Raw genomic sequence first — 20,700 nt, 5'->3', positions numbered from 1 at the left:
GGATCGGTCCGCTTTCTGGCAGGGTGGCGGCATGGACGAGGCGGGCGCGGAGCGGGGCACGACCGAGCGGGTGCTGACCCTGCTCGGCCTGTTGCAGCAGCGGCAGGTCTGGACCGGCCCCGAGCTGGCCGGACGGCTCGGCGTCACGTCGCGCACGGTCCGCCGTGACGTGGAACGGCTGCGCGCGCTCGGCTACCAGGTGCACGCCGGCCAGGGCATCGGCGGCGGCTACCGGCTCGGACCCGGCCAGGACCTGCCGCCGCTGCTGCTCGACGACGAGGAGGCCATCGCCACTGCCGTGTCGCTGCTGGCCGGGGCGGACAGCGCGGTCGCGGGCGCCGGCGACGCCGCGATCCGGGCGCTGGCCAAGCTCGACACGGTGCTGCCCACCCGGCTGCGGCACGAGGTGCGCGCGCTGTCCGGGGCGGTGGAGTCGTTCGGCGGGGGGCGTGCGCCGGTCGATCCCGAGGTGCTGATGACGCTGGCCAGGGCGTGCCGGGACGAGGTCGAGGCCGGCTTCGACTACCCGTCAGGGGGGCGGGTGGGGCGGCGGCGGGTGGAGCCGTACCGGCTGGTGACCGCCGAGCGGCGCTGGTACCTGCTCGCCTACGACCTCGACCGGGACGACTGGCGCAGCTTCCGGGTGGACCGGATGGCCGGGGTGGCGGCGCGCACCTTCCGGTTCCGGCCGCGGCCGGCGCCGGACGCGGCGGCGTACGTGCAGGAGGGCGTGGCGAGCCGGGCCTACCCGCACCAGGCGCGCTTCCTCCTGCACGCCCCGGCCGCCGCGGTACGCGCGCAGGTCCCGGCGTCGGCGGCCGTCGTACGGGAGCGGGGGAGCGACCGGTGCGAGCTGGTCAGCGGCGCGGGCAGCCTCGACTACCTGCTCATGCACGTGGTCGCGCTGGGCCACGACTTCGAGGTGCTCGACCCGCCCGAGCTGGTGGACCGCTGCCGGGAGCTGGCCCGCAGGCTGGCCTCGGCCGGGACGGTCAGGCCGTCGGGGTGACGGGGGCGGTGTCGAGGGTGAAGGTCTCGACGATCTCGGTGCAGGTGCCGTGCTCGCCCATCACGCACAGCGCGAGGGCCTGGTAGGTGGCGGTGAAGGCGGACGGAGCGGCGAGGAGGCCCAGGTCGAGCGGGTGGTCCCGCTGCTGGAGCCGGGTGAGGGTGATGTGCGGGCGGAACAGGTCGCCGATCTCGTCGTAGCCGTAGAGGTCGAGGTTGGCGCGGGCGGTGGGCGGCGCGGTGAGCCGGTGGTCGGCCAGCACGCGGCCGACCGGGTCGCGGTGGCGCAGGCCCGTGCGCAACGGGTTGAGCGCGGCGACGACGTCCTCCTGGAGCCGGGTGATCGCGTCCGTCTTCCGGAAGAACAGCTCGACCATGCCGTGCTCGTTGGCGGCGAAGGACTCGCCTTCCAGGAGCGTCGCGGAGGTGCGGCTGCTGAGGTCTCGCAGCAACGCGACGGCCTTTTCGAGCTGGTCGGGGGTGAAATTCGCCATGTAGAGCGAGATGTGCGGGTAGAGGCCGTCCTCGCGCAGGACGAACTCGGTCGCGGTGGCCTCCGCGCAACGCCGGCTCAGGCGCACGGCCTCGGCGTTGACGTCGGGCGGCGGCAACAGGACAACGTCGTAGACCGGGAGATCGTCCATAGGGGATGAGTGTAGGGCGGACCGGGGGCGCCGCGCGCGGGCGGCCTGCCGCCGCAGGGCCAGGCGTACGGCCGGGAACGCGTAGGCGGCCAGCGGCGCCAGCAGGAACACCGCCCCGGCCGCGCGCTGGTCGGCCAGCGGGTCGGGCACCCCAGGCGGGGCCGCCAGGGCGAACCACTCGGCCGCGACGGCCGGGCCCACCAGCAGGTACGTCCCCAGCCCCAGGTACGCGACGGCGGCCACTGCCAGCAGCCGGACCCGCGCGGCCCACGGGAACGGCCTGGGCAGCGGGTCGAGGTCGAGCACCACCCAGGCGACCAGCAGGCCGGCCCCGGCGGACACGGCCATGGTGACCAGGTGGGGCGCGTACCCGGCGAGCGACCAGGGCAGCCACGGCGTGCCGTACAGCAGCAGGAGCAGCACCGGGACGGCGGCCGTCACCAGCGCGGGACGGGTGAGACGCCGCCCGGGGACGCGGTCGGCGAGCGGGCCGTACCGGGAGCCGGGGCCGGTGGCCCGCGCGGCCAGGGTGAGCGGCGCGCCCGCGCACAGGAGCAGCGGCGCGACGACGGCGAGCGCGACGTGCTGCACGGCCTGCGCCGACGACATCGCCCGCGCGTACCCGCCCACGCCGCCGAACAGCGCGACCGCGGCCACGGCCAGCCCGGCGTGCCAGGACAGCGTGCGCAGGACCGGCCAGCCGGGCGCCCGGCGCAGACCGGCCAGGTAACCGGCGGCGGGCAACGCCAGCAGCAGCAGGACGAGCGGGTCCAGGCGCACCTCGCTGAGGAGCGCGCCGGGCGAGAAGGGCGCGAGCGCGTACTCCAGGACGGGATGGTCGTGCCCGCCACCGCCGGCGCCGGGCGGCGGCGGGGTGCGCGACAGGCCGACGGCCAGCCCGGTCGCCGCCACCATCACGGTCACCTCGCCCGCGGCCAGCCGGACGAACGTGCGCCGCACCCCCCGGTCGGCCACCCCGGCCACGGTACGCAGACGGTGCCGCCGGCCGAACCACGCCAGCACCGCCAGGGCGGCGACCTTGGCCAGCAGCAGCAGGCCGTACCGGCTCAGCCACAGGTCGGACAGGGCGTCGAGCCGCACCCAGGCGCTGACCGCGCCGGAGAGCGCCACGGCGGCGAAGCAGCACAGCGCGATCGTGCTGAACCGGGGCAGCACGACCCGCAGGTCGGCCGAGCGCCGGAAGTGCAGCAGCACCGCGGCCAGGCCGCCCACCCACACCGACACCCCCAGCAGGTGGGCCATCAGCGCGGACACGGCGAGGTCGTGGTCGGCCGCCGAGGCGGCATGGCCCACGTAGGCGGGCGGCAGCAGCCCGAACGCCGCCACGGCCAGCGGCGCCCAGGCGGGCAGCCGGCGCACGAGCGTGGCCACCGCCACCGCGAACGTCGTGACCAGCACCACCAGCAGCGCCTGCGTCTGCGGGAGGGAGGTGCCGAAGTCGAGCATGCCGGGCTCGGCGAGCAGGTTCTGCACCGGCATCGGGATGAAGCTGGACAGGGTGAACACGTAACCGGCCAGGGCGGCGACCGCCCACCCCAGCGCCCACCAGCCCGCCGCGCGCAGGCACCGCGCCGACTCCGGCGAGCCGGCCGGGGCCAGCACGGACGCCGCCAGCAACGTCCCCACGCACGCCACCGCGCACAGGTCGAGGGCGAGGCGGGCCAGCGGCAGCCCCCAGTCGGTGACCGGACCGGCGGTGGGCAGCCCGAAGACCTCCACCGTGCCGGCGCCGCCGCCGAAGCGCAGCACCGCGACCAGCACCAGGACGCCCACGCCGACCGCGAACACGGCGTACGTCCGGGCAGAAGCTCTCATAGCCGACCCGCCACGTCGTCGGAGGCCAGGAACCAGGCCGCGCCGCCCGGGGCGGGCGCGACCCCCACATGCTCCCACGGGGTCCCAGGCCGGGCCAGGCGCGAGCGAGGTCTGCTTCGAGCGCATACGCGGAGATACGCGCCCCCGCCGCCCGCGGTTCAGCGGGTCAGGGGTGGAGCCCCAGAAGGGTGACGGCCTGCTCGCGCATCTCCACCTTGCGGATCTTGCCCGTGACCGTCATCGGGAACCCGTTCACCAGGTGCACGTAACGGGGGACCTTGTAGTGGGCCAGGCGGCCGGCGCAGAAGTTCCTGATCGCCTCGGCGGTCAGCGGCTCGGCGCCCGGGCGCATGACGATCCAGGCCATCAGCTCCTCGCCGTACTTCTCGTCCGGCACGCCGATCACCTGGACGTCGGCGATGTCGGGATGCGTGTAGAGGTACTCCTCGACCTCGCGCGGATAGACGTTCTCGCCGCCGCGGATGACCATGTCCTTGATCCGGCCGACGATGTTGACGTAGCCCTCGGCGTCCATGGTGGCCAGGTCGCCGGTGTGCATCCAGCGGGCCTCGTCGATCGACTCGGCCGTCTTGTCCGGCTCGTTCCAGTAGCCGAGCATCACCGAGTAGCCGCGGGTGCACAGCTCGCCCGGCTCGCCCCGGGGCACCGCGAGCCCGGTCTCCGGGTGCACGATCTTCACCTCCAGGTGCGGCATCACCTGGCCGACCGTCTCGGTGCGCCGGACCAGCCCGTCGTCGCGGCGGGTCATCGTCGACACGGGGGACGTCTCGGTCATGCCGTAGCAGATCGCCACCTCGTTCATGTGCATCTCGCCGATCACCCGCTTCATCACCTCGACCGGGCACGGCGAGCCCGCCATGATGCCGGTGCGCAGCGACGACAGGTCGAAGTCGGCGAAGCGCGGATGGCCCAGCTCGGCGATGAACATCGTCGGCACGCCGTACAGGGAGGTGCACCGCTCGGCCTCCACGGCCCGCAGCGTGGCCTCGGCGTCGAAGCCGGGCGCCGGCAGCACCACGCAGGCGCCGTGCGAGGTCGCGCCCAGGTTGCCCATGACCATGCCGAAGCAGTGGTAGAGCGGCACCGGCAGGCAGACCCGGTCGTCCTCGGTGTAGCCGACGCCCTCGCCGACGAAGTAGCCGTTGTTGAGGATGTTGTGGTGCGACAGCGTCGCGCCCTTGGGGAAGCCGGTCGTGCCCGAGGTGTACTGGATGTTGATCGGGTCGTCGAAGGACAGCGTGGCCGCCCGTGCGCGCAGCGCGGCGGGGTCGGCGCGGCGGCCGCTCTCGACCAGTTCGTCCCAGCCGGGCTCGCCGATGAACACCACCTGCGTGAAGCCGATCTCGGCGAGCATCGCGCGGTAGTCGCTCGTCTTGTGCTCGACGGCGCTGACCAGCAGCCGCATGCCCGACTGGCGGACCACGTAGTCCAGCTCGTGGGCGCGGTAGGCCGGGTTGATGTTGACCAGGATCGCGCCGATCTTGGCGGTGGCGTACTGCGTCAGCACCCATTCGGCGCAGTTGGGGGCCCAGATGCCGACCCGGTCGCCCTTGGCGATGCCCCTGGCCAGCAGCCCGAGCGCCACCTCGTTCACCGCGGCGTCGAACTCGGCGTACGTCCAGCGCCGCCCGCTCGCCATCTCGACCAGCGCCTCGCGGCCGGCGTACCGGGCCGCGGCGCGTTCCAGGTTCTCCCCGATCGTCTCGCCCAGCAGGGGGAGCGCGGAGACGCCGGACGCGTAGGAGAGCAGTGAGTCACCCATGCCCGAAGCATCCGCCAGGGCGGTCAGGCACGCTACCCCCGTTCAGGGGTAGCCGCGGGACGCCGGCCGCGTGCCATGCTGGGGACATGGCGGTGACACATCTTCCGTCGAGTGCCCTGGCCCCGCAGGCCGCCGTGCTCCTGCGGGCCGCCCTCACCCGGATGCGGCACGTCGTCGGGCTGCCCGTCCTGTTCGGCGGCGCGGTCTCGGCCCCGGGCGGCGCCGTGCGGCTCACCGAGCTGACGGGGGTCCGCACGGACGTGCTGCGCGGGCTCGCCATCCACACCGGCAGCGGCCTGGGCGGCCGGGTGCTGGTCACCGCCCGGCCGGGCAGCGTCGAGGACTACGTCACCGACTCCCGCATCAGCCACGAATACGACAGGCCGGTGGCGGCCGAGGGCCTGCGGGCGATCGCGGCCGTCCCCGTCGTGGTGGGCGAGACGGTCTACGGGCTGCTCTACGGCGGCGTCCGCGAGCCGCTGCCGCTCGGCACCCGCGTCCTCGACGGCATGCACCAGATCGCCGCCCGGCTCGGCGTCGAGCTGGCCGTCCGCGCGGAGGTGGAACGGCGGGTGGCCGCGCTGGAGACGGCCGCGATCACTGGCGCCGCCCGCGAACGGCCCACCGGCCCCGAATGGGAACAACTGCGCGAGGCGCACGCCGAGCTGCGCTCGATCGCCCAGGAGGTCGCCGACCCGGTCCTGCGCGAGCGGCTGCAGGGCGTCTGCGACCGGCTGACCTCGCCGAACGGCGGGCCCGTCCCGGCCAACCCGCTCTCGCCGCGGGAGCTTGACGTGCTCTCCCTGGTCGCGGTCGGCTGCGGCAACGCCGAGGTCGGCCGGCGGCTCGACCTGAAGCCGGAGACGGTCAAGAGCTACCTGCGCAGCGCGATGCGCAAGCTCGGCACCCACACCCGCATGGAGAGCGTGGTCTCGGCCAGACGCGCCGGCTACCTGCCCTGACACCGGCGGATTTACCAACTACGGACGATGGCCACCGGCGGCGCCGACCGGTTCCGGGTAGGCCCCCACCATGACTGCTTGGACGAACGACGAACTCGACCGGATCGCCGACGCCGAGGAGCTGCAGATCGCGTCCCTGCGCGGCGACGGCGAACTGCGCCGCCCGGTGACGATCTGGGTCGTGCGCCTCGGCGACGACCTGTACGTCCGGGCCGTGAACGGGCGGGACGGCACCTGGTTCCGCGGCGCCCAGGAACGCGGACGCGGCCGGATCCAGGCCGGGGGCGTCGACAAGGGCGTCACGTTCGCCGACGCCGACCAGGAGCTGAACGACCGGATCGACGCCGCGTACCGGGCCAAGTACCGCCACTACCCGGAGAGCATCGTGGACTCGGTGGTCAGCGCGCAGGCGCGGGCCGCCACGATCAGGCTCGTGCCGCGCTCCTGACCGGCGGGCAACGAGAGGTCCGAAGGCCGCCAGCGCCCGGCCCTCACCGGCGGCGACAGTGGGACGCATGAACACTGTCGTGGATCAGCACGTCCGCATTGAACCCAACATCCTCTACTTCGGCACCCCCGTCGTCCTGATCTCCACCGTGAACGAGGACGGCAGCCCCAACCTCGCCCCCATGTCGTCGGCCTTCTGGCTGGGCTGGCGCGGCATGCTGGGGCTCGGGGCCAGGTCGAAGACGTGCCAGAACCTGGTGCGGACCGGCGAAGGCGTGCTCAACCTGCCTTCCGACGCCCTCGCCCCGCAGGTGGACCGGCTGGCCCTGACCACCGGGAGCGACCCGGTACCCGAGCGGAAGCACCAGCGCGGCTACCGGTTCGTGCCGGACAAGTTCCAGCGGGCCGGGCTGACCGCCGTCGCGTCGGAGACGGTGGCCGCGCCCCGGGTGGCCGAGTGCCCGGTCGCGATGGAGGTCGTGGTGGAGGAGACGCACCCGGTCGGCGACGGCGGGGTGCTCGCGTTCGAGGTGCGGGTGCAGCGGGTCTGGGTGCACGAGGACATCCGGATGAAGGGCACCGACGACCACATCGACCCCGACGCCTGGCGTCCGCTCATCATGAGCTTCCAGAAGCTGTACGGCCTGGGCCCGCAGGTGCACCCGTCCACGCTGGCGAGCATCCCGGAGCGGCACTACCGCAGCGCCGACCTCGAACGCGCGCGCACCCTCTAGAGCCGCTCCAGCAGCGGCAGCCAGGTGCGGTGGGCGCACAGCTCCATGATCCGCTCCCGGGGCAGCCACTCCGCGCCGGTGCTCTCCGACCCGGCCGGCGGCGCCGTCGCGGCGCCGGGCGCCGCCAGCCGCGCCCGGAACATCACCATGTACGTCAGCGGCGCGTAGCGGTAACCGGCGGGCGCCGGGCGCAGCAACTCGATGCGCTGCCACGCGAACACCGACAGGGCGGGCGGCTCCAGGAGCAGGCCGGTCTCCTCCTGGAGCTCCCGGACCGCGGCCTCGGCGGCGCTCTCACCGGCCTCCAGGTGGCCGCCCGGCACGTCCCAGCCGCGTCCGGGCCGGTCGACGCAGGTGAGCAGGGTCCTGCCGAGGCTGTCGGTGACGAACGCGAACGCCGAGGTCGTGCCGTCGGCGGGCGGGAGGTCCGGGGAGAGGATCACGTCCAGGCGGTGCTCGACGGGGATCCAGGGCACGGTGCCGGAGGCCATCACACGGGTCATGCCGCCATTTCACACGCCCTTGCGCATGGCCCGGTTGCCCAGGTACAGGCCGATCGCGGCGACCAGGCAGGCCGACGCGGTGCCGTACAGGACGGAGGGGGCGCCGAGGTCGCCGGAGAACAGCGCGCGCTGGCCTTCGACGATGTACGTGACCGGGTTCGCCGCGCCGACGGCGCGCAGCCACCCGGGCGCGGTGTCCAGGGGCAGCAGCACGCCCGACAGCAGCAGCAGCGGGAACAGGATCGACTGGCTGACGACGTAGAACAGCGTCCCGCCGGGCGCCGACCGGATGGCCAGGACGAACGAGAACGCCCCCAGTCCCACCCCGAACACGGTGAGCTGCGCCAGCCCCGCCAGGACGCCCGCCGGATACAGCTCGAACCCCAGCGGGACGGCCAGCACGATGATCAGCACGGCCTGGGCCAGCAGCACGACCATCGCCTTCATCGCCCGGCCCACCAGCATCGCCGTCCGGTTCAGCGGCGTGACCAGCATGCGTTCCAGCGAGCCGCCGATCAGCTCGACCAGCAGCGTGTAACCGGCCGACATCGGCCCGGTCAGGCACATCATGACCAGGATGCCCGGCACGAACCACTGCCACGACGAGCCGACCGCGCCGTCCAGCAGCGCGCCGAACAGGAACAGGAACAGCAGCGGCTGGCCCATCTCGAACAGCAGCGCGACCGGCTCGCGCAGGACCGGCCGGAACTCGCGGGTGAAGACGGTGGCGGTGTCACGCAGGAAGGTCGTCATCGGTGAGGCTTCTCCCGGTGAGGGTGAGGAACACGTCGTCAAGGGTCGGGCGCGCGGTCTCGGCGGCGGTCACCTTGATCCCGGCGGCGTCGAGCGCCCGCAGGCAGCCGGGGAGCGCGGCGGGCGCGTTCGCCACCCGCACGCGCACGGTGACGCCCTCGGCGCTGCCGCCGGTCAGCTCGGCGGCCCTGGCGGCGTCCTGGGCGGTGTCGGTGGTGACCGTGACGGTGTCGCCGGCCAGGTCGTTCTTGAGCTGCTCGGCCGTGCCGTCGGCGATGATCGAGCCGTTGTCGATGATCATCACCCGTTCGGCCATGTTGTCGGCCTCCTCCAGGTAATGGGTGGTGAGGAAGATCGTGGTGCCGTACGCCTCGCGCAGGCGCAGGATGTGCCGCCAGATGTCGGCGCGGCTCTTCGGGTCGAGGCCGGTCGAGGGCTCGTCGAGGAAGAGCAGGTCGGGGCGGTGGATGAGGCCGAGCGCGATGTCCAGGCGGCGGCGCTGGCCGCCGGAGAGCGTGCCCGGCCTGCGGGCCGCCAGGTCTTCCAGGTCGAGCAGGCGCATCAGCTCGCCGGCCCGCGCGACGGCCTCGGAGACGGTCAGGCCGTAGCAGCGGCCCTGCGTGACGAGCTCGTCCCGGACGCGGAAGCTCTCGCCCGCGCTGTTCTTCTGGCCGACGTAGCCGATGCGGGAGCGCACGCCGGCCGGGTCGCGGGTCACGTCGTGGCCGGCGACGACGGCGGTGCCGGAGGTGGGCGGGAGCAGGGTCGTGAGCAGACGGAGGGTGGTGGACTTGCCGGCGCCGTTGGGGCCGAGGAAGGCGACGAGCCGGCCGGGTTCGACGTCGAGGTCGATGCCGCGGACGGCTTCGACGGTCTCCTTCTTCATGGTGAACACTCGGGTGAGGCCCCGGGTGTGGATCATGGGTGGTGCCTCCTGGGCATGGCGAAGAAGCCCCTGGTCAGGGGCCCTTTCGGGGATCAATTCAGTCTGAGCCGGGTGGTATCGATTTGGCAAACGCGAATGTGACGTTCATATAAGGCTCTGACCTGCGGAAACGACGTCCGGAGAGGCGGTCGCGCAAGGCGGATTTCTGGGCCTCGACATGGGGTTTCGCGCTTTTCTGCGAAGAGGCGTGATATTTCCGTGCTTGCGGCGTGAGTGGTGGCTCCGCGATGATCTCGGGCGTGAAACGCTTGTGGTTAATTGCGGTAATTGCCGCTGTCGGCATGACGGGGGTCGCCGAGGCGGCCGACGGCGTTCCCGGTGTCGACGTCAGCAACTGGACGGGCGACGTGGACTGGGCGAGCGTGGCCTCCGGCGGCGGCAGGTTCGCGTTCGTGCAGGCCACCGAGGGCACGAACTACCGCAACCCACGGTTCGACGCGCAGTTCGGCGGGGCCGCGACGGCCGGGCTCGTGCGCGGCGCCTATCACTTTGCGCAACCGCATGAATCCGACGGGACAGCGCAGGCCGACTATTTCCTTCAGAACGGCGGAAACTGGACCAGCGACGGTCAAACGCTGCCCGGTGTGCTCGATATCGAGGACAATCCGTACAAGGACAAGAACGGCAAGAACAACTGTTACGACCTGTCCGCCGAGGACATGGTCACCTGGATCAAGGACTTCACCAAGAAGTACCGGCAGCAGACCGGCCGGGACGCGATCATCTACACCACCACGAGCTGGTGGCAGACCTGCACGGGCAACTCCGGCGCGTTCAAGGCCAACCCGCTCTGGCTGGCCCGCTGGGGGAGCGACCCCGGCGAGCTGCCGAAGAGCTGGAAGCGGCACACGTTCTGGCAGTCGGCGGAGAAGGGCTCGCTGGCCGGCGGCCAGAACTCCTTCAACGGCTCGGAGTCCCAGCTGCGGTCGCTGGCCAACCCGCCCGCCCGGGTGTCGGTCTCCGGGCTGGTCAAGGGCAGGAAGCTCTACCGGGTCACGATCGCGAACACCGGCCCGCACCCCGTCGAGAACATCGTGGTCTCCGGGCGCGCGTACGGCGGGCAGAAGGTGGTCAAGGCCCCCGGTTGCAAGTTCAGCGGCACGGCGGTGCGCTGCGTGGTCGGCAAGCTGGAGCGGGGCCAGAAGGCCGCCTTCACCTTCACCACCAGCCCGAAGGCGAAGGGCCGGGTCGGGATGGTCGTCAAGGTAGGAACGGTCACACTTAACCTCGAAAGCTGAAATATCGCGATAGGTAGGATAAAACCCGGGATCTCGGCTTAAGGGAGAAACGGGTGGCGTGGCGGCGGCTGGGCCTGGCGGTGACCGCGCTGGTCGTCCTGCTGGCCGGCACGGCGTCCATGCCGTTGTCGACGTTCGTGCCGTCCAGGATCGTGCGCATCGCGTACGAGATCGAGCGGTACGACATCACGTACTCGTGGGGCGGCGGCCACGGCGAGCGGCCCGGCCCCACGAAGGGCACCTGCCTGGGCTACAGCGGCCGGATCAAGCCCTGCCCGGCCGCGCGCACCCGCGGCCTCGACTGCTCCGGCCTGGCCCGCTGGGTGTACGCCCTGGCCAACGGAAGGGACGTGCTCGGCCCCGGCAACACCGACGACCACGTACGCAGGATGCGGCCCGTTGAGCGGGGCCTGCCGGGCGATTTAGTCTTCTTCGGAAAAATCACGAAAAATAAGATCAAGACGCATCATGTGGGCATCTATCTGGGTCGTGGGAAGATGATGAACGCGCCCGAGACGGGGGCTTCGGTGCGCATTGACGATATCGGGCGAAGATCGGACTTCGCAGGCTTCTACCGGTACTGAAAGCGGGCGCTACCGGTACGGAAAAAGGGTGCCATGCTCCAGTTACACCTCCTTGGACCGCTCCACGCCACCCTGGACGGCCGCCGGCTCGACCTCGGCTCCGCCAGGCAGCGCGCCGTGCTCGCCCGTCTGGTCGCCGCCGACGGCCAGGTCGTCTCGACCGACCGGTTCATCGAGGACCTGTGGCAGGGACAGCCGCCGCCCAAGGCACTGGCCGCGCTCCAGGTCTACGTCTCGAACCTGCGCCGCGTCCTCGAACCCGACCGGCCGCCGCGCGCCCCCGCCGGAGTGATCGTCAGCGCCCCGCCCGGCTACCGGCTCTGCCTGCCCGACGAGGCCGTGGACGCCTGGCGGCTGCCCGGCCTCATCGACGCGGCCGGCGCGGCGCTCAAGCGGGGCGCGGGCACCGTCGCCCACGACCTGCTCGACCAGGCGCTCGGCCTGTGGACGGGGGCCGCCTACGCCGAGTTCACCGAGGAGTGGGCCGCGCCCGAGGCGGCCAGGATGGCCGAGCTCAGGCTCGTCGCCGTCGAGTACCGCGCCGAGGCCGCGCTGCTGATGGGCCGCCACGCCGAGGCCGTGCCGGAGCTGCGCGGGCACGCCGACGCCCATCCCCTGCGCGAGAACGCCGTCCGCCTGCTGGCCCTGGCCCTCTACCGGTCCGGCAGCCAGGCCGAGGCGCTGGCCGTGCTGCGCCAGGCCCGCGAGAACCTGGCCGAGGAGCTCGGCGTCGATCCCGGCCCGGCCCTGCGCGCGCTCGAACAGGACATCCTCCGCCAATCCGAGTCCCTGCACGCGCCCGAGGTCGTCGAACACGTCCAGGAACGGCCCGTGGCCGCGCAGGAGCCCTCGATCGTGGGCCGGGCCCGCGAGCTGGCCGCGCTGCGGGAGGAGGCCGTGCGGCCGCTCAGGCGCACGGTCTGGCTGGGCGGCGAGCCGGGCGCGGGCAAGAGCGCGCTGGCCGAGGCGTTCGCGGCCGAGCTGGCCGAGCGCGGGTGGCGGGTCGCGTTCGGACGCTGCCCGGAGATCGACGGTGACGCGCCGCCCGCCTGGGCGTGGAGCGAGATCGTCCGGCAGCTCGCCGCCGTACGGCCGCCCGCCGCCGCCGACGCGGCCCGCCTGGCCCCCCTCCTGAACGACGGCGTCGCCATCCAGAACCAATTCCAGCTCGCCAGGGCGGTGGCCGGCTACCTGGCGGGCTGCGCGCCGCTGCTTGTGGTGCTCGAAGACGTCCACCGGGCCGACGGCGAGACCCTGCACCTGCTGCGGCACCTGGACCACGCCGCCCGGATCCTGGTCGTCGCCACCTACCGCCCGGCCGAGACCACCGAGGACCTGTCCGCCACCCTGGCCGCGCTCGCCACCGGCAGCAGGCACGTCGAGCTGGCGGGGCTCGACGAGGCCGCCGTCGCCACGCTGCTCGAACGCCACTCCCAGCGCGCCGGCCTCGACCCCGCCACCGTCCGCACGGTCCTGGAGCGCACGCTCGGCAACCCGCTGTTCGTCTGCGAGATCGCCCGCCTGCTGGCCTCCGAGGGGCCGCAGGCCGCCGAGGCGCTGCCGCCCGGCGTGCGCGACCTGATCCGCCGCCGCATCACCCGTCTGCCCGCGACCGCCCAGACCGTGCTGCGCAACGCCGCCGTCGTCGGCAGGGACGCCGACGTGGACGTGCTGATCGCGCTGCACGACGGCGACGAGGACACCGTCTTCGACGGCCTGGAGGCCGGCGTCATGACCGGCCTGCTGACCGAGCCGGGGCCCGGCCGCGTCAGGTTCACCCACGTCCTGGTCAGGCAGGCGCTGTACGAGGACACCGCGCGGATCCGCCGGACCCGGCTGCACGGGCGCGTGGTGTCGGTGCTGGAGCGGCTGCGGCCGAACGACGTGGCGGCCCTGGCGCACCACGCGCTGGAGGCCGCCGCGCCGGACGCCGTGCGGTACGCCAGGGCGGCGGCCGTCCAGGCGTCCGGCCTGCACGCGCACCGCGAGGCGGCGGCGCTGTGGCGCGCCGCGCTGGAGTTCGCCGCCGACGACGCGACCCGGCTCGACCTGTTGTGCGGACTGGTGTCGGCGCTGGGCCACGCGGGCGACGTGCTGGGCGCGCTGGCCGCCAGGGCGCAGGCCGTCGAGCTGGCCGCCCCGCACGGCGCGCTCGCCCGCGCGCTGACCTCCTACGAGGCCCCCGTGGTCTGGACGATCCAGGTGGACTCCCTCTACAACAGGGACTTCATGGAGGCCGTGGAGCGCGAGCTGGCCGCCGGTCCCGACGACGAGACGCGCTGCCGCCTGCTGGCCGCGCTCGTGTTCGAGATGGAGGGGCACGACGACGACCGCGTGGACGCCGCCGGCGCCGAGGCCCTGGCCCTGGCCCGCCGCCTCGGCCGTCCCGACCTGCTCTGCCTGGCGCTCAACGCGCGCTACTTCGCCGTGCTCAGCCCGGAACGGCGGGACGAGCTGGAGGCCGTCGGCGCCGAGCTGCTGGAGCTGGGCCGCACCCACCGGCTCGTCGGCTACCTCACGCTGGGCCACTGCGCGCTGCTCATGGCCGCGCTCGGACGCACCGACCTGGAGGCGGCCAGGCGGCACGCCGACAGCGGCGTGGCGGTGTCCACCAGCGGCCAGCTCGGCATGTCGCTGGCCATCCTGGCGCTGTTCGGCGCGCTGCGGAAGCTGGTCGAGGGCGAGTTCGACGAGGCGGAGGCCGTCTACACCGGGCTCACCGAGCAGATGGCCGAGCGCGGCGGCGTCAACGCGCGGGCCATGGGCGCTCTGGGCAGGTTCGCCGTCCGGATGGCCCGCGGGAACGTCCGCGACTCCCTGGACGAGCTGGCCGCCATCCGGGAACGCGTGAACAGCAACACCGTGCACGAGATCTACGCCGGGGCGCTGGCGGCCGCGGGCGAGCTCGACGCGGCCCGGCGGGTGTGGCGGCCCGAGTCGTGGTTGCCGCGCAACTACTACTGGCTGATGTGGCAGGCGCTGCGCGGCCAGACCGCCGTCGCCCTGGAGGACCGCGAGGTGGCCGCACGCTCCTACCGCGTCCTGCTGCCGTGGGCGGACGAGCTGGCCGGGATGAGCAGCGGGTCGGTCACGCTCGGGCCGGTCGCCCTGGTGCTCGGCGACCTGGCCGAGCTGCTCGGGCTGCCGTCCGACGGCCACTACGCGCAGGCTCTGCAGGTCGCCGAGCGCGTCGGCTCGCCGCACTGGGCGCGGGCGGCCCGCCGCCGGGCGCGCCGCTGAGCGGGTCCCTGAGGGCTCACGGCGTGCCGAAGATCAGGCTTTGGCGGCGCCGGTGGCCGCGGCCCATGAGCGCGAGCAGCACCACGAGCACCGGCCCGGCCAGGCGCCGCAGCTCGGCCAGCTCCTCCGGCCGCGCGTACTGGGCGATCCTCGGCAGGTCGAACCGGGCGTCCCCGCCCTTCCTGACCTCGGTCTCGACCTTCTGCCAGTCCGCCTCCGAGACGTACTTGGCGACGACCGGGAAGATCAGCCGCTCCTCCTCCTCGATGTGCTCGTCCAGCAGGTCGGCGAGCGCGGCCAGGGACTTGGCCATCCGCCGGGCCGCCTGCCCGTCGGAGCCGAGCTGGACCGCGGCCGTCGTGATCTCCTCCAGCAGCGGGTCGAGCGCCGCGTGGTCGTCGGTGAGGTCGCTCAGGTCCACCTCCGCGCCCGCCGAGCGCACGATGACCGGCCACAACACGTTGTCCTCGGCCTGGTGGTGGTGGTGGATGCCCGCGCAGAGCTTGGCGGTGAACGTCGCGATCGCCCGCAGCCGCTCCTGACCGGCCCGCTGCTCGCCGGCGGCGATCGCGCTCATCACCTCGGCCAGACGACGGGTGTCCCCGCGCATGGCCCGGTGCGTGATGCGGAATCCGAGCATGTTGGGTGCCATTTCGGTGCTCCTTCTGTCCGTTTGGCACCAGAGTGGGACGCCGCTCTTAGACACCTCTTGGTGCCGACTTGGCATGGCGGTAACGCCTGTGGCGGACGGAAATTGAGAGACCCGGCGGCTAGGGTGTGCCGCTATGGACAGGCGATGGGTCGGCCTCGACGGCGTCGAGGTCGTGCCGGCGATGCGGGCGGGCCGGCAGGTGCTGCGGGTGCGCAGGAACGGGTGGCTGGTCGCCGACTGCCGTTCGGTGGCGGAGGTGGCCGCGCTCGTCGACCTGGCCGATCTGTGCGAGGTGGTCGATCTCGCCGCGCGCCGCGGATCCGGCGGCGCGGTGGAGGCCCGTACGAGTTCGCATCATGGCTGAGTGCCGTGTATGGTTACACCTGTCCGCAGCGAGCGGACAGGCCCCTATAGCTCAGTCGGCAGAGCGTCTCCATGGTAAGGAGAAGGTCAACGGTTCGATTCCGTTTGGGGGCTCTTGTAATGAGCGGATATGACGCCCGGCCAAGGTGACTTGGAGCCGGGCGTTTTTCGTTGTGCGGGTTGTGCGGGTTGGGCGGCGCTTGTCGTGGGGCTTCAGCCGGCCCCAAGAAGGCTCCAAGGGCGGGCGTGTTCCATGACGGTCATGAGAAACATGTTCGCGGCCCGTGGTGTACGCCGGGCGCTGGCTCTGATCCTGCTCTCCGTCTCGACCGTGCTGACGATCAGCGTGGCGAGCAGTCCCGCCTACGCGTGGAACCCGGCCAACGACGGCTGGCACAAATGCCTGATCGACGGCAAATGGATGTGGTGCAAGGACCTGTAGGTCCTGCGGGCGAGCCGCTCTTCCCGTGCGGGGAGGGCGGCTTTTTCGTGTCGTGCGGTTGCTCACGTTCTGGCCCTGCGGGACGCGAAGGCGGGGAGGTCGATCACCTCGACCAGGTCGGCGAGGTCCACGTGGTGGACGATCTGGGCGATGGTGCCGTAGTAGCCGAGGAGGTAGCGGCGGCCGTTCACGGTCTGGGTGACCTTGATGCGCTGCCTCGCGCCGAGCGTGATGATCTCGACGAGGATGCCGCGGGGGCCGTGCCAGCGTGTCACGCCACAACTCTACGCAAAACGGACAAAAGCATAGAATGTGGACCGTCGGGCAGGAGGCCGGTGAGGGTTGGTTGCCCACACCCGAAAGCTCCGGACGCGGGGAAGCGTCCGGAGCTTTCGCTTGCCCGGCGTAGTGGCGTTACGCGAGCTCGCCGGCGGCGGCGTTCCCTGCTGCACGGAGATGTCGGCGTCCCGGCGGCGAGTCATCGGACGCGCGTCGGATGGGCACTGTCGGCCGGAATTGCGTCGGCCAGGGGGTCTGCGACTGGGGGCTTGGTCAGGGGCCCGTCGGCGGAGAGAGTGCCGCTGGTGGAAGGGGCGGCGGGCCAGGCGCGATGGGGCCGGCGACGGGCACGGTGTCCGCCTGGTTCAGCACCGCAGGAGGCGCGACGCCCGGCTGAGGCAGGCCCCCGAGGGGATCGGCGTGCGGACGGACGGAGGCGACGTCGAGAACCCCGGAATGCTCGAAGGGCGGAACGCCGAGGGACAGCGCCGTCCGGGTGAGCTGGAAGCCGGACGGGGGCATGCGATTGGTCCGTACGCGCTCCCAGGCCCGCTCCCACTCCGGCACCCGATGCTCGGGAACCCCGCAAGCCAGCAGGAACGACACCATCACGGCCTTGTTCGGAAACCGCCGTCCGGCCAGCATGTCCGCACAGGTGGCCTGGGGAAGCCGGGGTCCGCCCGCCGTGTCCGCCCGCGCCTGGAGCTCCCGCAACGACACGTCCGCCCGCGCGAACTGCTCGGCGAGCAGCCTCGCCAGGCCCTCGTGACAGCTCACCGACTCCACGCCGGGTTCCGCGCCTTCCTGGTCCTCGCCCATCGCCCCTCTCCCCGACCCGGCCTTCTTCCTGCCCGCCAGTGTACGAACGATGACCGTACGTGTCCGGAGGGATTTCGGGACGTCCGAGTCGGGCTCGCGCGTGGACGACTCCGGACGAGTCTGTCCGCCCTGCTGTTGGACACCGGCGCCCGGTCGCTTTCCTGGCAATCGAGCGCACACCAGCGCCGAAACCCCGAGCAGCTCAAGCAGAACGAGCAGAAGAGGAAGACGACATGAACAGGAAACTGGCACTCGCCGCCGGCGTCGCCGCGGTCCTATCCGGGCTTGTCATCCCGTCCGCCCCCGCCTCGGCCGGCAGCCTCCAGTGCAACAGCGGCCGGGCCCCGGAGGACGGCTACGTCGGCCGCGCAGACTGCCACAACCCGACCGGCCAGACCTGGGTCTACCGGGCCGTGATCACGTGCGGCTGGAGCCCGGACGTCGTCGGTCCGTGGATCACGCTCGGGCCCGGGGCCTCGGGCAGGTCCGAGGGCAAATGCGCAAGCTGGGGCAGCGGCGTCGGCGCCGTAGGCGTGGACGAACGCCAGTCGTAACCCCCCGCCCCAGCCCCCCTGTGCGGTCGCACGGGGGTCCGCCGCGCCCCCTCACGCCCACCCTGGGGTCGCCCATCCTCATCCGCGCGGGTCCGCCCACCGCGTGGAGGCGCGCCGCCGGCGTTCGCCGGGGGCACGCCCGTTCGCCGTACGGACGGGCGTCGCCGGCGGCCGCCGGGGAGCCCTTCGGACCACCGCGAGGACGGGCGCAGCGGGTGTGCGTTCGTCGCTGCGTGCCTGGTCCGGAGGTTCGCGCCGGCAAAGGGGGGCTGCTAGTGTGGCGGTGGCCTCCGCGGGTGATTCCCCAGGCGAGACCCAGGTGGCATGATCGGATTTCGGTTGTCGGAGGTTCCTGGGGCATACTGGTAGCACCCCACCCGATCAGGTGAGTTACTAATGTGCTCCCAGCTTCGGGTATCCTCTACGGGCCGGGAGTTTCCGGCCAAGGCGGAGTAGCTCAGTCAGGCAGAGCAAACGGCTCATAATCGTTGTGTCGCCGGTTCAAGTCCGGCCTCCGCTACTACCCAATCCCAGGTCGGTCGGCCTGGGTACGGGTGTGTCCATGTCCCGAACGTAGAAAGGCACTCCCAAGTGGCTGCCACCGACGTTAGGCCGAAGATCACGCTGGCCTGCCAGGAGTGCAAGCACCGCAACTACATCACGCGGAAGAACCGGCGCAACGACCCGGATCGGCTTGAGCTGAAGAAGTACTGCCCGAACTGCCGCTGCCACCGCGCGCACCGCGAAACCCGCTAGCGGTACTTCTGCCTCCATATCGCACAACCGGCGTCCCGGACGGGGCGCCGGTTTGTCGTGTTCTCCCTGCTTTGAGGCGTCTTTCTAGGCGCTGACCCGGGCCCCGGCAAAAAGCACGCCATGAGCGGCGACAGCCGAACCTTGTTCTGTTACCGTCTGGCTCAGCAGCGCTCGTTGAAGACATCCGAGGGAGCACTGATGGCCTTGAACCGTGACTTCGTGGGCAGGACCTATCCATCCGCCGCCCCGTACGAGGTCAGCCGGGTGAAGATCAAGGAGTTCGCGGCGGCGATCGGCGACAACAACCCGGTCTACCGCGACAGGGAGGCCGCCAGGGCCGCCGGATACCCCGACGTGATCGCGCCGCCCACGTTCCCCATCGTGTTCAGCCTGCAGGCGGGCGGCGAGGCGCTGGTCGACCCCGAGCTGGGCCTGAACCTCGCGATGGTGGTCCACGGCGAGCAGCGGTTCGAGTACGTCAGGCCCGTCTGCGCGGGCGACGAGCTGGTCACCACCGCGACGATCACCGACATCAGGAGCGCCGGACGCAACGAGCTGCTGACGATCAGGAGCGACGTGACGACGGTCGCCGGAGAGCCGGTCTGCACGACCTACAACACGATCGTCGAGCGCGGAGGGGCGGGCTGAGATGGCGGCCACGGTGAGGTACGACGAGGTCGAGGTCGGGCAGGAGCTCCCGGCCGTGGGCTACAATGTCCGGCGGCTGAACCTGGTCATGTACGCCGGCGCCTCCGGCGACTTCAACCAGATCCACTGGAACGAGCGCTTCGCCCGGACGGTCGGGCTGCCCGACGTGATCGCGCACGGCATGTTCACGATGGCCCAGGCCGGCCGGTTCGTCACGGACTGGGCGGGCGATCCGGGCGCCGTGCTGGATTTCGGCGTGCGCTTCTCGTCGATGGTGATCGTGCCGGACGACGACCAGGGCGCGACGATCTCGGTGAGCGGGGTCGTCGAGGAGAAGCTGGAGGACAAGCGGGTGGTCGTCGGGCTGACGGCCAAGGCGGGCGACGCGAAGGTCCTGTCGAAGGCGCGTGCGGTGGTACAGCTCTCCTGATCCCGTGATATGTCGGGCGGGTCGCGGGTAGCCCGTGTTGTTATGAGTGAAGTTGCGCGACAGGTCTGGCCCACCGTTCGTTCCATCCCCGTGTCGTCCGTGACCGATGCCAAGCCTCCCGCTCACCTGCGTCCGGCGTCCCCTGAGCAGGTGGGGGGCAGCAGCGGCACCGGACGGGACACCACGGGCGGTTCGGCCACCGGCGTCGGCACGGGCCGCGCCCGGCCCAGGGGTGCGGGCGCGCACGGGAACCCCGCCGCCGCGCTGGGCTTCTCCGGCGACCCCGGCCAGCACGGCGACCCGGACGACACGATGCTGCACGCCCAGCGCGTCTGGGACGGCACCCTCGCCACGAACCGCATGGACGACCTGGGCGTCAACACCGAGCGCCAGCGCGTCGAGACCAAGGACGTGACGGTCTCCGCCGGGCTGCTGGTGGACGGCCGGCCCGGGGACGTGCTGGAGTGCGTCCAGTCGGTGATCGAGCACACGCACGCCCGGATCCTCGCCCTCGACCTGGGGAACGTCGACGGCGCGGGAGACGTCCTGGACGAGCTGGCCGAACGGCATCCGGAGCGGATGGTGGTGTGGCACGTCGCCGAGACCTCGCGGGCGGCCGGGGGCACGGCGGGGTGGGGCGAGAGCCGTACCAAGCTGTTGCGGCTGGACGAGTCCGAGGTGCACGTGCTGATGGAGACCTCGCTCGCGCTGACGGGGGACGCCTTGACGCCGCTGGTGGCGGCCATCGTGGAAGGGGCGGTGGCGGCGGGGTGGCAGGCGGCCGAGGCCGAGGAGCCCGGCAGGGTGGGGGCGTTGCGCTGCGACCTGATGGCGGTGCGCAGGGCGGCGGCGCTGGGGGCCTTCCCCGAGGGCGCGGAGCGCGGCGAGGAGGCCGACCGGGAGTTCTCGCACGCGCTGGAAGGCGGCCTCGTGGTGCCCGAGGGTCCGCTCCCGGTCCGCCGGCTCGACTCCACCCGCCGCAGCGACCAGCCCCTCCACAGCTGACCCCGCCCTCGCCCCCCGGGAACCGATCGGCGGCGTCGGCGCGGGCGCGTGCACGGGTGGGAGGGTGGGGGGTG

General features: G+C 72.4%; 22 protein-coding genes and 2 tRNA genes. 16 read left to right on the top strand and 8 right to left on the bottom strand.

Annotated features, from left to right (window positions below):
* Positions 1 to 31: 31 nt before the first annotated feature.
* Complete coding sequence (locus tag AB0J76_RS01495; protein WP_352320958.1) at positions 32 to 1,009, top strand: YafY family protein; 978 nt, start codon at positions 32 to 34, stop codon at positions 1,007 to 1,009.
* Here the strand turns inward: AB0J76_RS01495 and AB0J76_RS01490 are convergent.
* Both AB0J76_RS01490 and AB0J76_RS01485 read right to left on the bottom strand, forming a co-directional pair.
* Positions 993 to 3,488 (bottom strand): cytochrome c oxidase assembly protein, encoded by a 2,496-nt coding sequence (locus tag AB0J76_RS01490; protein ID WP_352320960.1) that lies wholly within the window; start codon positions 3,486 to 3,488, stop codon positions 993 to 995. The two genes, AB0J76_RS01495 and AB0J76_RS01490, sit on opposite strands and share 17 nt — an antisense overlap.
* Before the next feature lie 166 nt (positions 3,489 to 3,654).
* Complete coding sequence (locus AB0J76_RS01485; RefSeq protein ID WP_352320962.1) at positions 3,655 to 5,271, bottom strand: AMP-binding protein; 1,617 nt, start codon at positions 5,269 to 5,271, stop codon at positions 3,655 to 3,657.
* Between the two features lie 86 nt (positions 5,272 to 5,357).
* Between AB0J76_RS01485 and AB0J76_RS01480 the strand changes: the two genes are divergently transcribed.
* The 3 genes from AB0J76_RS01480 to AB0J76_RS01470 all read left to right on the top strand — a co-directional run bounded on the left by AB0J76_RS01480 (position 5,358) and on the right by AB0J76_RS01470 (position 7,414).
* Positions 5,358 to 6,233 carry a LuxR C-terminal-related transcriptional regulator gene (locus tag AB0J76_RS01480; protein WP_352320964.1) on the top strand — a complete coding sequence of 292 codons (876 nt, stop codon included), beginning with the start codon at positions 5,358 to 5,360 and terminating at the stop codon, positions 6,231 to 6,233.
* A gap of 70 nt (positions 6,234 to 6,303) precedes the next feature.
* Positions 6,304 to 6,681 (top strand): DUF2255 family protein, encoded by a 378-nt coding sequence (locus AB0J76_RS01475; RefSeq protein ID WP_352320966.1) that lies wholly within the window; start codon positions 6,304 to 6,306, stop codon positions 6,679 to 6,681.
* 67 nt (positions 6,682 to 6,748) lie between these two features.
* A complete protein-coding gene (locus tag AB0J76_RS01470; RefSeq protein ID WP_352320968.1) occupies positions 6,749 to 7,414 on the top strand; it encodes a flavin reductase family protein in 666 nt (221 codons plus the stop codon).
* Here AB0J76_RS01470 and AB0J76_RS01465 read toward each other — a convergent pair.
* From AB0J76_RS01465 to AB0J76_RS01455, 3 genes are read right to left on the bottom strand one after another with little or no spacing between them, the layout of a single operon-like run.
* Positions 7,411 to 7,917: an NUDIX hydrolase gene (locus AB0J76_RS01465; protein WP_352320970.1), complete on the bottom strand. Its 507-nt coding sequence runs from the start codon at positions 7,915 to 7,917 to the stop codon at positions 7,411 to 7,413. The two genes, AB0J76_RS01470 and AB0J76_RS01465, sit on opposite strands and share 4 nt — an antisense overlap.
* A 9-nt stretch (positions 7,918 to 7,926) precedes the next feature.
* Complete coding sequence (locus tag AB0J76_RS01460; protein ID WP_352320972.1) at positions 7,927 to 8,670, bottom strand: ABC transporter permease; 744 nt, start codon at positions 8,668 to 8,670, stop codon at positions 7,927 to 7,929.
* Positions 8,651 to 9,592 (bottom strand): ATP-binding cassette domain-containing protein, encoded by a 942-nt coding sequence (locus AB0J76_RS01455; RefSeq protein ID WP_352320974.1) that lies wholly within the window; start codon positions 9,590 to 9,592, stop codon positions 8,651 to 8,653. Before AB0J76_RS01455 ends, AB0J76_RS01460 begins: the two co-directional genes overlap by 20 nt.
* A gap of 251 nt (positions 9,593 to 9,843) precedes the next feature.
* On the opposite strand from AB0J76_RS01455, the gene AB0J76_RS01450 reads away from it, so the two are divergent.
* From AB0J76_RS01450 to AB0J76_RS01440, 3 genes are read left to right on the top strand one after another with little or no spacing between them, the layout of a single operon-like run.
* Positions 9,844 to 10,854: a lysozyme gene (locus AB0J76_RS01450; protein ID WP_352320976.1), complete on the top strand. Its 1,011-nt coding sequence runs from the start codon at positions 9,844 to 9,846 to the stop codon at positions 10,852 to 10,854.
* 53 nt (positions 10,855 to 10,907) lie between these two features.
* Positions 10,908 to 11,438, top strand: a complete 531-nt coding sequence (locus AB0J76_RS01445; protein WP_352320978.1) for an NlpC/P60 family protein — start codon at positions 10,908 to 10,910, stop codon at positions 11,436 to 11,438.
* Between the two features lie 33 nt (positions 11,439 to 11,471).
* Entirely contained in the window at positions 11,472 to 14,678 is a 3,207-nt protein-coding gene (locus tag AB0J76_RS01440; protein ID WP_352320980.1) for a BTAD domain-containing putative transcriptional regulator, read from the top strand.
* Between the two features lie 16 nt (positions 14,679 to 14,694).
* Here AB0J76_RS01440 and AB0J76_RS01435 read toward each other — a convergent pair whose 3' ends face one another.
* A complete protein-coding gene (locus AB0J76_RS01435) occupies positions 14,695 to 15,330 on the bottom strand; it encodes a hemerythrin domain-containing protein (protein WP_352320982.1) in 636 nt (211 codons plus the stop codon).
* A gap of 133 nt (positions 15,331 to 15,463) precedes the next feature.
* Here AB0J76_RS01435 and AB0J76_RS01430 point away from each other — a divergent pair, with 133 nt between their 5' ends.
* The 3 genes from AB0J76_RS01430 to AB0J76_RS01420 all read left to right on the top strand — a co-directional run bounded on the left by AB0J76_RS01430 (position 15,464) and on the right by AB0J76_RS01420 (position 16,135).
* Complete coding sequence (locus AB0J76_RS01430) at positions 15,464 to 15,694, top strand: transposase (RefSeq protein WP_352320984.1); 231 nt, start codon at positions 15,464 to 15,466, stop codon at positions 15,692 to 15,694.
* Positions 15,695 to 15,734: 40 nt separating this feature from the next.
* A tRNA-Thr gene (locus AB0J76_RS01425) sits at positions 15,735 to 15,807 on the top strand.
* A gap of 148 nt (positions 15,808 to 15,955) precedes the next feature.
* Positions 15,956 to 16,135: a hypothetical protein gene (locus AB0J76_RS01420; protein WP_352320986.1), complete on the top strand. Its 180-nt coding sequence runs from the start codon at positions 15,956 to 15,958 to the stop codon at positions 16,133 to 16,135.
* A 62-nt stretch (positions 16,136 to 16,197) separates the two neighbouring features.
* On the opposite strand, the gene AB0J76_RS01415 is transcribed toward AB0J76_RS01420, so the two are convergent.
* A complete protein-coding gene (locus AB0J76_RS01415; RefSeq protein WP_352320988.1) occupies positions 16,198 to 16,410 on the bottom strand; it encodes a hypothetical protein in 213 nt (70 codons plus the stop codon).
* A 277-nt stretch (positions 16,411 to 16,687) separates the two neighbouring features.
* Positions 16,688 to 17,233: a hypothetical protein gene (locus AB0J76_RS01410; RefSeq protein ID WP_352320990.1), complete on the bottom strand. Its 546-nt coding sequence runs from the start codon at positions 17,231 to 17,233 to the stop codon at positions 16,688 to 16,690.
* Positions 17,234 to 17,466: 233 nt separating this feature from the next.
* On the opposite strand from AB0J76_RS01410, the gene AB0J76_RS01405 reads away from it, so the two are divergent.
* The 6 genes from AB0J76_RS01405 to AB0J76_RS01380 all read left to right on the top strand — a co-directional run bounded on the left by AB0J76_RS01405 (position 17,467) and on the right by AB0J76_RS01380 (position 20,626).
* Positions 17,467 to 17,787: a hypothetical protein gene (locus tag AB0J76_RS01405; RefSeq protein WP_352320992.1), complete on the top strand. Its 321-nt coding sequence runs from the start codon at positions 17,467 to 17,469 to the stop codon at positions 17,785 to 17,787.
* Between the two features lie 446 nt (positions 17,788 to 18,233).
* Positions 18,234 to 18,307: transfer RNA gene (locus tag AB0J76_RS01400), tRNA-Met, on the top strand.
* Positions 18,308 to 18,378: 71 nt separating this feature from the next.
* Positions 18,379 to 18,543, top strand: coding sequence for a 50S ribosomal protein L33 (gene rpmG / locus AB0J76_RS01395; protein ID WP_019632658.1), 165 nt, complete (start codon positions 18,379 to 18,381; stop codon positions 18,541 to 18,543).
* 198 nt (positions 18,544 to 18,741) lie between these two features.
* On the top strand, positions 18,742 to 19,191 hold the full coding sequence (locus AB0J76_RS01390; RefSeq protein ID WP_352320994.1) for a MaoC family dehydratase N-terminal domain-containing protein: 450 nt from the start codon (positions 18,742 to 18,744) through the stop codon (positions 19,189 to 19,191).
* Position 19,192: 1 nt separating this feature from the next.
* The gene (locus tag AB0J76_RS01385) at positions 19,193 to 19,621 is read left to right on the top strand and encodes a MaoC family dehydratase (protein WP_352320996.1); all 429 of its coding nucleotides are present in this window, start codon (positions 19,193 to 19,195) and stop codon (positions 19,619 to 19,621) included.
* A 99-nt stretch (positions 19,622 to 19,720) separates the two neighbouring features.
* Positions 19,721 to 20,626 (top strand): hypothetical protein, encoded by a 906-nt coding sequence (locus AB0J76_RS01380; RefSeq protein WP_352320998.1) that lies wholly within the window; start codon positions 19,721 to 19,723, stop codon positions 20,624 to 20,626.
* Positions 20,627 to 20,700 lie beyond the last annotated feature (74 nt).

The organism is Nonomuraea sp. NPDC049624 (genome assembly GCF_040675255.1).
In the GTDB taxonomy this organism is placed as follows: Bacteria; Actinomycetota; Actinomycetes; order Streptosporangiales; family Streptosporangiaceae; genus Nonomuraea.
This window is presented reverse-complemented; position numbering and strand designations above follow the sequence as displayed.

What these genes read in the sequence shown, in the direction of transcription:
- AB0J76_RS01405 (WP_352320992.1), top strand. Translation starts at nt 17,467, where the DNA reads ATGAACAGGAAACTGGCACTCGCCGCCGGCGTCGCCGCGGTCCTATCC.
- AB0J76_RS01470 (WP_352320968.1), top strand. Translation starts at nt 6,749, where the DNA reads ATGAACACTGTCGTGGATCAGCACGTCCGCATTGAACCCAACATCCTC.
- AB0J76_RS01410 (WP_352320990.1), bottom strand. Translation starts at nt 17,233, where the DNA reads ATGGGCGAGGACCAGGAAGGCGCGGAACCCGGCGTGGAGTCGGTGAGC.
- AB0J76_RS01435 (WP_352320982.1), bottom strand. Translation starts at nt 15,330, where the DNA reads ATGGCACCCAACATGCTCGGATTCCGCATCACGCACCGGGCCATGCGC.
- AB0J76_RS01420 (WP_352320986.1), top strand. Translation starts at nt 15,956, where the DNA reads ATGAGAAACATGTTCGCGGCCCGTGGTGTACGCCGGGCGCTGGCTCTG.
- AB0J76_RS01440 (WP_352320980.1), top strand. Translation starts at nt 11,472, where the DNA reads ATGCTCCAGTTACACCTCCTTGGACCGCTCCACGCCACCCTGGACGGC.
- AB0J76_RS01390 (WP_352320994.1), top strand. Translation starts at nt 18,742, where the DNA reads ATGGCCTTGAACCGTGACTTCGTGGGCAGGACCTATCCATCCGCCGCC.
- AB0J76_RS01490 (WP_352320960.1), bottom strand. Translation starts at nt 3,488, where the DNA reads ATGAGAGCTTCTGCCCGGACGTACGCCGTGTTCGCGGTCGGCGTGGGC.
- AB0J76_RS01385 (WP_352320996.1), top strand. Translation starts at nt 19,193, where the DNA reads ATGGCGGCCACGGTGAGGTACGACGAGGTCGAGGTCGGGCAGGAGCTC.
- AB0J76_RS01475 (WP_352320966.1), top strand. Translation starts at nt 6,304, where the DNA reads ATGACTGCTTGGACGAACGACGAACTCGACCGGATCGCCGACGCCGAG.
- AB0J76_RS01450 (WP_352320976.1), top strand. Translation starts at nt 9,844, where the DNA reads ATGATCTCGGGCGTGAAACGCTTGTGGTTAATTGCGGTAATTGCCGCT.
- AB0J76_RS01495 (WP_352320958.1), top strand. Translation starts at nt 32, where the DNA reads ATGGACGAGGCGGGCGCGGAGCGGGGCACGACCGAGCGGGTGCTGACC.
- AB0J76_RS01480 (WP_352320964.1), top strand. Translation starts at nt 5,358, where the DNA reads ATGGCGGTGACACATCTTCCGTCGAGTGCCCTGGCCCCGCAGGCCGCC.
- AB0J76_RS01485 (WP_352320962.1), bottom strand. Translation starts at nt 5,271, where the DNA reads ATGGGTGACTCACTGCTCTCCTACGCGTCCGGCGTCTCCGCGCTCCCC.
- AB0J76_RS01465 (WP_352320970.1), bottom strand. Translation starts at nt 7,917, where the DNA reads ATGACCCGTGTGATGGCCTCCGGCACCGTGCCCTGGATCCCCGTCGAG.
- AB0J76_RS01460 (WP_352320972.1), bottom strand. Translation starts at nt 8,670, where the DNA reads ATGACGACCTTCCTGCGTGACACCGCCACCGTCTTCACCCGCGAGTTC.
- AB0J76_RS01455 (WP_352320974.1), bottom strand. Translation starts at nt 9,592, where the DNA reads ATGATCCACACCCGGGGCCTCACCCGAGTGTTCACCATGAAGAAGGAG.
- AB0J76_RS01430 (WP_352320984.1), top strand. Translation starts at nt 15,464, where the DNA reads ATGGACAGGCGATGGGTCGGCCTCGACGGCGTCGAGGTCGTGCCGGCG.